Source organism: Acinetobacter sp. Ver3 (assembly GCF_000632455.1).
Lineage (GTDB): Bacteria > Pseudomonadota > Gammaproteobacteria > Pseudomonadales > Moraxellaceae > Acinetobacter.
Window position 1 is genome coordinate 1 of sequence record NZ_JFYL01000093.1, and the last position, 8923, is coordinate 8923.

Annotated in this window: 7 protein-coding genes; 3 read left to right on the plus strand and 4 right to left on the minus strand. The window is 37.5% G+C overall.

Annotation, left to right across the window (positions count from 1 at the left end; all coding sequences use genetic code 11):
- The 3 genes from CL42_RS14845 to CL42_RS14855 all read left to right on the plus strand — a co-directional run.
- On the plus strand, positions 1-572 hold a 572-nt coding region (locus CL42_RS14845; protein WP_035270302.1), incomplete at its 5' end, for a helicase-related protein.
- 286 nt (positions 573-858) lie between these two features.
- Positions 859-1167: a helix-turn-helix transcriptional regulator gene (locus tag CL42_RS14850; protein ID WP_034684105.1), complete on the plus strand. Its 309-nt coding sequence runs from the start codon at positions 859-861 to the stop codon at positions 1165-1167.
- On the plus strand, positions 1164-2453 hold the full coding sequence (locus CL42_RS14855) for a type II toxin-antitoxin system HipA family toxin (RefSeq protein WP_035270307.1): 1290 nt from the start codon (positions 1164-1166) through the stop codon (positions 2451-2453). Before CL42_RS14850 ends, CL42_RS14855 begins: the two co-directional genes overlap by 4 nt.
- A gap of 18 nt (positions 2454-2471) precedes the next feature.
- On the opposite strand, the gene CL42_RS14860 is transcribed toward CL42_RS14855, so the two are convergent.
- The 4 genes from CL42_RS14860 to CL42_RS14875 form a co-directional block, all read right to left on the minus strand.
- Complete coding sequence (locus CL42_RS14860) at positions 2472-5819, minus strand: DEAD/DEAH box helicase (protein ID WP_035270310.1); 3348 nt, start codon at positions 5817-5819, stop codon at positions 2472-2474.
- A 49-nt stretch (positions 5820-5868) separates the two neighbouring features.
- Positions 5869-6897, minus strand: coding sequence for a transposase (locus CL42_RS14865; RefSeq protein ID WP_081403309.1), 1029 nt, complete (start codon positions 6895-6897; stop codon positions 5869-5871).
- Positions 6898-7068: 171 nt separating this feature from the next.
- Positions 7069-7980: a ParB/RepB/Spo0J family partition protein gene (locus CL42_RS14870; protein ID WP_035270317.1), complete on the minus strand. Its 912-nt coding sequence runs from the start codon at positions 7978-7980 to the stop codon at positions 7069-7071.
- An 11-nt stretch (positions 7981-7991) separates the two neighbouring features.
- Positions 7992-8768, minus strand: coding sequence for a ParA family protein (locus CL42_RS14875; protein WP_035270320.1), 777 nt, complete (start codon positions 8766-8768; stop codon positions 7992-7994).
- Positions 8769-8923: the final 155 nt, after the last annotated feature.

Consider the following 8923-nt stretch of genomic DNA (forward strand, 5'->3'; position numbering starts at 1 on the left):
TACAAGTAAATTATGAAGGTGAATTCCCAGAAATTTTCTTTGGTACCGAAAATAAACCACATATTTCAAAGCTGATGCAACATCTTACTGAAGATAAAGAACGTAATAATGCCATTATTAAAGATGTCTCTCATTGTATTCAAAATGGTCAGATCCCGTTAATTTTAACTGAACGTAGAAAACATGCCGAAAATCTTAGAAATAAGTTGAATGATTTAGGGTATAAAACATCTATTTTACAGGGAGGTATGAGCCATACAAAAAACATAAAAGAAAAACAAAATTTAGATGATGCTCATGTTGTGATTGCCACGGGAAAATACATTGGTGGAGGTTTTGATCTTCCTCGTTTAGATACCTTGTTCTTGGCATTCCCGATTTCATGGAAAGGCACTTTGGCTCAATATGTTGGGCGTATTCATAGATCAAATGAAGGTAAATTTGAAGTTCAGGTATATGATTATGTTGATGTTAACCATCCGATATTTGTCAAAATGTTCCAGAGAAGGAGTAAAAGTTATAAAGCTCTAGGCTATATTGTAGAACAATCACACAATAATATCGTTTTATAATTTTCGATCTATTGACACTACCCCAATTTTCAATCCATAAGATAATTAAACGTAAAGCCGCTTTTAAGATTCTAAATGTGTGGGTCTCCTTGGCATCAAAATAACTGGCCATCACAAAGGATGCGGGTCCGAATGCAAATTTTAACTGTATTTTCAGAGTCATTTCAGATCACTACGTAGCTAGGGCTGTTTTACAGATCGAAATGATAAAGTCATAAATTGCTTTTCAAAAAAAAAGCAACTAATATGTCTCTTATAGAATCCAAAAGAAATAAATGTATCTACAATGAATAAGTCTTTACTTCAGCAAATCAAAAAAAGACGAACCCAATTGGGCTTAAAGCAAGTTGATATGCAATCCCGTACAGGCATTTCAAGACAGCAGTACCAAAAACTGGAAAGTCAGGGCAACCCTCGATTAGAGACTTTAGAAATTATAGCGGCAGGATTAAATGCTCAACTGATGCTCATCCCTGATGATAAGGTTCATTTGATCAGACAATTATTGAATGATGGAATTAAAGTCACTATTGAAGATCAGGATGACTTAATGACTAACCCATGGAAGGGTCTTCTCGGAGGAGAGGAACCATGAATACTGTTGCCGTCCTGAAATTAACATTACATCACGGTATCGTTGGATACTTGGCAGGATTTCAGAGCGGAAAAAATATTCTGGTTTTTACAGATTCTTTCCGCTCTGATCAGCAACGCCCGACCTTGAGCCTGCTGACTTCCCCCTTGTATCCTCAAGTGGATAAGATTTTAGAAAAGACCTATGTTACACATCAGCGTTTACATCCCTTGCTATCAAACTTGCTACCAGAAGGTGCATTACGCGAACTGATTGCACAAAGCCTCAAAGTACATATAGACAATGAATTTCAGTTATTGGCAGCTTTAGGTCATGATTTACCTGGAGCACTCATTGCGACTCCATTAGATCCAGAAGAAATTCCAGATGAAATAAAATTCAAACTGCAGATCTCTAATCCAGATCAGATCTTAAAGCAAGAGATTCGAACAGATAATAAGTTTTCCTTGGCCGGCGTCCAAATGAAGTTTTCCATGAAAGCCAAAGATGGGCGTTTTACACTAGTCCAGGCAACGGAATCGTCTCTACTCGGGGACTGGATTGTCAAAACTCCTTCTTCCAGACATGCTTTTGTTCCGCTAAATGAATATTCTATGATGACCCTTGCCAAAACGGTCGGAATAGATGTCCCTGAGATTCGCTTGGTGGATGTGGCCCTTTTACAAGACCTTCCACCATTAAATTTACCCCAAGAGCAATATGCTTTCGCAATCAAAAGATTTGATAGACAGAGTACTGCTGATACTACAGAGCTTATTCACATCGAAGACTTTGCTCAGATCTTCGGTGCATATCCACAGCAGAAATACAGCACCACAAATTATGAGCAGATAGGAAAGATCATTTATCAATTTTCAGATAACAAAATTCTTGATATTCAGCAATTTGCCAGCCGCTTACTTGTCAACATTTTGCTCGCCAATGGAGATGCACACTTAAAAAACTGGAGTATGATTTATCAGGACAAAAGAACACCAAGATTATCTCCCGCATACGATATATTGATGACTAGTGTATATATTGAAAATGAGCTTCATTTCGCATTGAATCTTGCCAAAAATAAAGATTGGTATTTAGCTGAGATGAAACACTTTGAACAATGGGCTGAAAAAGTCGGTGTTCCATGGCGTGTTATTGAAAAACAACTTCACGCCATTATGGACAAAGCACGGTCAGTATGGCCAGCGCTATTACTAGACTTACCTATGATTTCTGTTCATAAAGAAAAATTAAGAGAACATTGGAAAAAATTGCATCCAGACTTTCAGATACTTACAGATGATTAGAGGAAATCTGCAACCAAGCTAAAATTTCTCAAACAAGTTCATCACGTCATTTTCCGTCAGTTTCGCTTCTCCCTCATGATCGGTACTTAGAATAGACTGTGCCAGTTCTGCTTTATTTTGCTGTAAGGCAAGAATTTTTTCTTCTATGCTTTTATTGGTAATCAGCTTATACACAAATACCGGCTTGTCCTGTCCAATCCGCCATGCACGATCTGAAGCTTGATCTTCAGCAGCAGGGTTCCACCATGGATCATAGTGAATGACTGTATCTGCGGCGGTTAGATTCAGACCGACCCCTCCTGCTTTCAGACTGATTAAAAATACCGGCACTTGTCCAGACTGGAATGTAGTAATAGCTTCATCCCGTTTCTTGGTCTTTCCAGTCAGTTTCACATAGCCAATTTCTGCGTGATGGAGCTGCTGCTCAATCAGTTCCAACATTGAGGTAAACTGAGAGAAGATAAGAATTTTTCGCCCCTCTTCCACCATTGGAACGACCATATCCATCAACTGTTCAAGTTTGGCAGAGTTTGCCTGCCCAATTTTCACTGAATCCAGCTTTAGTAAGCTAGGATGGCAGCACACCTGACGTAGCTTCAGTAAGGCATCTAAAATTTGAATTTGACTACGTTTAAAGCCTTTTTCTGCCACAATTTTCTGAATGCTTGCCTGCATCGAGGCACGAACAGCCTCATACAACTTGGATTGCTGGTCATTCATATCAATATTGACTTCAATCGTGGTTTTTTCTGGCAACTCTTTGGCTACGTCAGTTTTCAAGCGACGTAAAATGAAGGGCTTAATCCGGTTGACCAACTTTTGTCTTAACTGCTGATCACCGCGCTTTTCAATCGGATGACGGTACTTTTTATTAAAAATTTCTTGTGAATATAAAAATCCTGGCATCAGGAAATAAAATAGTGCCCATAGCTCACCCAAATGATTTTCCATCGGGGTACCGGTTAGACACAAACGATGTCGTGCTTTTAATTGCCGTACTACCTGTGCTGCTTTGGCACGCGGATTTTTGATATTCTGCGCCTCATCCAAAATGAGTTGATGATATTCATATTGCTTTAGTTGCTCTTCATCTCTCGCCAGAAGCGGATAGGTGGTTAACACAATGTCATAGTGCGGAATCTGCTCAAAATACTGATGACGGTCGGGGCCCTGTAGCAGCAGTAACTTGAGCTCAGGGGTAAATTTCTGCGCTTCTTTGAACCAGTTATGCATCAGCGATGTGGGTGCAACAATTAAGGCGGGTCTGTCCTGCAAATGACCAGCCTGCTTTTCCATGAGTAAATGCGCTAAAGTTTGTGCTGTTTTGCCCAAGCCCATATCATCCGCCAGAATCCCGCCATGCTGGGTTTCCCTTAAAAACTGTAACCAGCCTAGGCCCTGCTGCTGGTATGGACGTAATTCCCCCTGAAAACCTTGTGGTGTCGGTAGTTGTTGCTGATAGCCTTGTTTGAATTTATGTACAAATTTCTGCAGGCGATCACTGACCTGCCATGTCATCCCAAGATTATGCTGCAATTCTAATAATTGACTCGCATCATAGCGATCAATACTGCGCTCTTCTTGCTGTAAAATGCTCTGCAGATGCAACAATACCGGCTTAATATCCCTAGCGGATAGCGCCAAATCAGGTTGATCAACTGCAGTTTTCACGGTGAAAATTTGACTGTCATGCAGATGAATAAAAGTCCGTGGATCAAGTAAATCAGGATTTACTCGCACCAAAGCTACGAGCGCATCAAGTAAATTATAAGAATTGCCTGCACTGTCTTGAACCGTCGCCCCGATATTGAACCAGTCCTGCTGACCTTCAGATTCAGTGATAGAAATATTTAAATTTTCAACATATTGCAGGTTAAAGGGGCTGTGTTCCAGATGCTCTATCTGCCAGCCCATCAACTCAATTTGATTGATGGGCATCAGCTGTTTGATCCAGTCTCCATAGAAAGCAAAAACCATAGAATCGAGACGTTGTTTATCCAGTTTTAATTGCTGGTCATAACTAAGATCTTTCACCCACTTCAGTGATTCGACCAATAGCTGTAAACGCTGGATTGACTGTTGTTCCTGAACTAAGTCCCGAAGCTGTCGCACCATTTTCCCATGCTGCTCACCAATAAAACTGTCACCTGATGTACCTGCTTTTATTCGCCCACCAGCATAGGAAAATTCAATTTCAGCACAAACAGACTCTTCCCATTTCCAATCAAATTTATCTAAAACACCGAAGCGTAAAATTGGCTGGGGACTTCCCTCAAGAACCTCAATATGCTGAATAGACTCGGGCCGAGGCAGATTTTTCACGTCTGAATATTGATGAGTCAGTTTCTCAAACTCTGGCAAGAGCATAGATGGAAGATCAGGCATCTGTAAAAAATGGTACAGAAGATTTGCCGTATATTCACCATATAACTGGCCCACCGTGTTCTGTTGAATATTCACATAACATGGTGGATGGCTCGCGAGAATCTGAATATGTGGATTTGATTTCAAATCAAGTCGAATATCACCATTGACCAATTCAATGTTTAAATGCTCTGTCTGTTTGTTTACACCTTGTTGCCAGATCAATTCGATGTGATAGCCTTGTTCTGACCATTGAAGTGCAGTATGGCTCTTTTTTTGCCAGTACACATCGCCACTTTGAATAAAAGATTTGAAATGCTCCAATAAAATTCTGGAGATATCAAGATTGCTTTGATAAAAGCGTTCGTCACTGTTTATTTTGGCATAATAATAAATCTGGTTAAATAATTGTCGTTTTTGTTCAGGTAAAGTCAGATGCTTTCTGGTGATATTTTCATATTGGGTATAATAACTTTCCCCCGCAATTGAGCCGTTTTTATTGCGTCTGGCCTTCTGAACATCAACTGTCAATTTCTTTAAGCTGACAGACTGATCTAGCAGGTAAATTAAATAATTGTTTGTTTTGACAGATTGCTCTGGTTCAGTCTGTTGTAAATACCGTTTAAAATCATTCAACCAGCGCTGCGCCTGATCATCCCCCCGTTGGCGTTTTGTGATTCCCTGCGGGGATTGAGAGTCAGCATAACGCTGCTGAAATTCCTGGCGATATTCCTGAAAGAATAACCGCGCTAAAGCCGCAGCATGTTTACAGTTATATCCAACCGGACAAGTGCAGTCGTCATCAATTAAACGGTCTTTTTGGGGATTATAGGTAATCGCAGTATCGTAATAATCTGTCCCTTCAATTTGGGCATACATCGTGACATCATCATTTTCCTCAAAAAACTCAATTGTTTCCCTATCAATGTGCTTAGCATAGCTCAGACTACGATGAAGAGTTGCAGTACTAAAGCGAGATAGAAAATTGATCAATGACGACATGATTACCAGACACTAAAAATGTTTATACAATTATAGGACTTACGCACTATTATTTAAAGATTCTCTGTGGTAGCAGGTGATTTTTATCGAGAATAAAGTCATCAATGAAGCTTTTGATAATTGGTCTAAATAATCTCTTCTGCCAACGATATACATTTTCCAAGATCCGCTCAAACTGGTTCTTTTGTATCTCAACGTAGGCCATCAAGGCTGAAAAAATATGATTCAAAATCAGTTTAGATCGTCTTACCTGAAACTTTTCAATATGACAAACCTGTTTAATAACCCGGTGATATTGCTCTATTTTCCAATGACTTGAATGTAATTCATGAAAACCCTGAAAGGACAATAAATCATCTTCATTTTGATGTACAATATAAAACCTCTGCTGTTCTTTTAACTGAGTCTTAAATAATTGTACAAAGCCAAAATCTTTGAGCCAGACCACTTGACCCTGATGAAAATTTGGCAATAAACGCAGTTGAAACCATTGTCCTTTTTCTGGGGAAACCTTACGGTTACAGTCGATACCAAACATAAATCGAATACCATATTTTCTTATGGTTTTTAGATTTCCAGTCGATGAATACCAACTATCACCTGTAATAAATTGAATCTTTGCACCCCAACTGAGTACTTCACTTAACATATCCATAAAGTAATCATTCTTGGTTTTACTTTCAGATTTGTCATAAATTCGGAAATTAATTGGCATATTTTGACCCTTTTGATCTGTCGCATACAAGGTAATGAGATTAATACCCTTGACAGATCGGTGGTGTCTGCCTGACCAAAAATAGCTAACCAAGTCCATATGTTGACTATAGGGTTTATCTAAAACAGTATCATCAATACTGACTATAAGTTTGTTATTATCAATATATTGAATTGATTCTTGATATAGGTCGTGAGGTGTATAGTCTTCACGCTCTAGAAAGCGATTTACACTATCACGCGAGATATTATAAGTCTCGGCAAGTTGTGTGCAGCTAATAGAGTTCGGTTCTGTCATGAGAAAGCCCATATAAATGGGTAATGTACAAGTTGCTGTAGAAGCATGTTTAATTCGTCTGATCACAGATACTTTATAAAGTATTTTAATACTTTTTTGAATCCGTCAATGCGTAAGTCCTAGGTTAAATTATTCAAAGATGAAATTGGTATTTAGAATGATGATTAATTTTATTACTAGGTATCACAAAGATTATACTATCAGACATATTTTAAAGAAAGGAAGTGTAGCAACTTGCTACACTTCTTGATTTTGCTCTACCAACTCTTTCAATATATTTTCTAATTTTTCTAAACTAGCATCATCAAAATGAGAAATTTTTAGAGAAACCTTTAATAAATTATCATTAAATTTAATATTCCCAGCAACTTTACCAGCATATTCAATTTTTTTTACAAGCGATGTTGATGGAGAATCATTATTATCTTGAACTAGGTATTTCGTAGCTTGTACAACAGCCTTAGTTTGCTCAAGTTGGCCATTCTTTACTTTTGTCCAAACAGTTAACAAGGCTTTTTCAGCACGTAGTTTTATTTCGTCGTGATCTGCAAGAAATTTTTTAAAAGCTGTTGCAGCAGTTCGACCTAATAATTGGGGCTCATTTGCCAAATCATTCAAGATGGCTTTAGGCAACATTTCAAAAGATAAATATTTATACATGTCTTCACGATTTAAGCCTAAAGATTTCGCTAAACGTTGTTTATTTTTCTTTAAGTTTTCATCCAAACCTACTAGACCAATATAGATTTCGAAGTCTGTTAAATCCTGGCGTTTTAAATTTTCAGCTAGTGTAAGTAGTGAAGCTTCTTCATTATTTGCATCAATAATAATGGCTTCAATGGTCGATTTTTTTAGAATTTCATGCGCACGTAATCGACGTTCACCTGCAATCAGTTCAAATTTTAAATTTTCAAGTTTACGAACAGTGATGGGTTGCAACAAACCAACTTCATCGATCGATTCAGCCAGTTCTTTGATTTCCTGCTCATCAAATTTTCTACGCGGTTGATAAGGACTCCGTGAAATGTCTTCAATGGGGACATTTCGTCTAAATTCCTTTAATTCCTTTATATTATCTTTTTGAGCTAATTGATGCTTTTGAGTATTTTGTTTCAGCTTTTGAGCTAAAAGTTCTTTTGCAGTTGCCATAAAATTCTCAATCAGTTAACTTTAGCTAATATTTCTTTAGCTAAACTTTCAAAAGCCTTTCGAACCTTTCCACTTTTGTCTAACTTAAGTAAAGACTGCTGCATAATTGCGGCTTGATTTACTTTTGTACTTTGTGGAATAGTCGTTTCCATAATATAGCCCACTTGCTTAAATGCTTCATCACGAATGAGTTTACAAACATTTTGTCGCTCATCGTGCTTAATCAGTAGGGCACCTAATAATTGTAGCTCCGCATTGATTCTCTTTATTTTTTCCAAATGATTAAGTAAGTCTGTAACACCATATAGGCCATATTGTGAGCCAGATTCAATCGGGATAATTACATGTGTTGAAGATGCTAAAGCATTACTAGTCAATAGTTTTAAACTTGGAGGGCAGTCAATTAAAATAAAATCATAAAGATCTTTTAATAGTTCTAATTTTGTAGTGAGTTCTTCTGAAGGTCTTGGAGCATCTTCTTTTAGTTGGTCCTCAGTTTTTCCTAAATTGAGAGAACCATAAATTAGTGAAACATTATCAAAATTAGTATCTTCTTCTAAAGCGTCGGTAAGTAATGAGACATCACCTACTAATAACTCAGCGGTTGTTACTCCAACTTCACTTGGATGTTTTAAACCAATATGCAAGCTAGCATTTGCTTGAGGATCTAAATCGATCACAAGCACTTTCTTTCCTAAGTTTGCTAGCTCAGAGGCTAAATGAACAACTGTTGTTGTTTTACCACAACCACCCTTGTGATTCGCAACAGCAATAATTTTTGCAGACATACTTGTCAAATCATTCTATATTTACAATTACTATTAATATAAATAACTTTGGACTAAGTTACTACACCTTTTAAATTTAAAACAGTCATTTGTATAACGCTAAAACAATTTTAAATTTAAAATCTTATATAGCTAGCTTAATTAATAATTAATAG

What these genes read in the sequence shown, in the direction of transcription:
- CL42_RS14850 (WP_034684105.1), top strand. Translation starts at nt 859, where the DNA reads ATGAATAAGTCTTTACTTCAGCAAATCAAAAAAAGACGAACCCAATTG.
- CL42_RS14855 (WP_035270307.1), top strand. Translation starts at nt 1,164, where the DNA reads ATGAATACTGTTGCCGTCCTGAAATTAACATTACATCACGGTATCGTT.
- CL42_RS14860 (WP_035270310.1), bottom strand. Translation starts at nt 5,819, where the DNA reads ATGTCGTCATTGATCAATTTTCTATCTCGCTTTAGTACTGCAACTCTT.
- CL42_RS14870 (WP_035270317.1), bottom strand. Translation starts at nt 7,980, where the DNA reads ATGGCAACTGCAAAAGAACTTTTAGCTCAAAAGCTGAAACAAAATACT.
- CL42_RS14875 (WP_035270320.1), bottom strand. Translation starts at nt 8,768, where the DNA reads ATGTCTGCAAAAATTATTGCTGTTGCGAATCACAAGGGTGGTTGTGGT.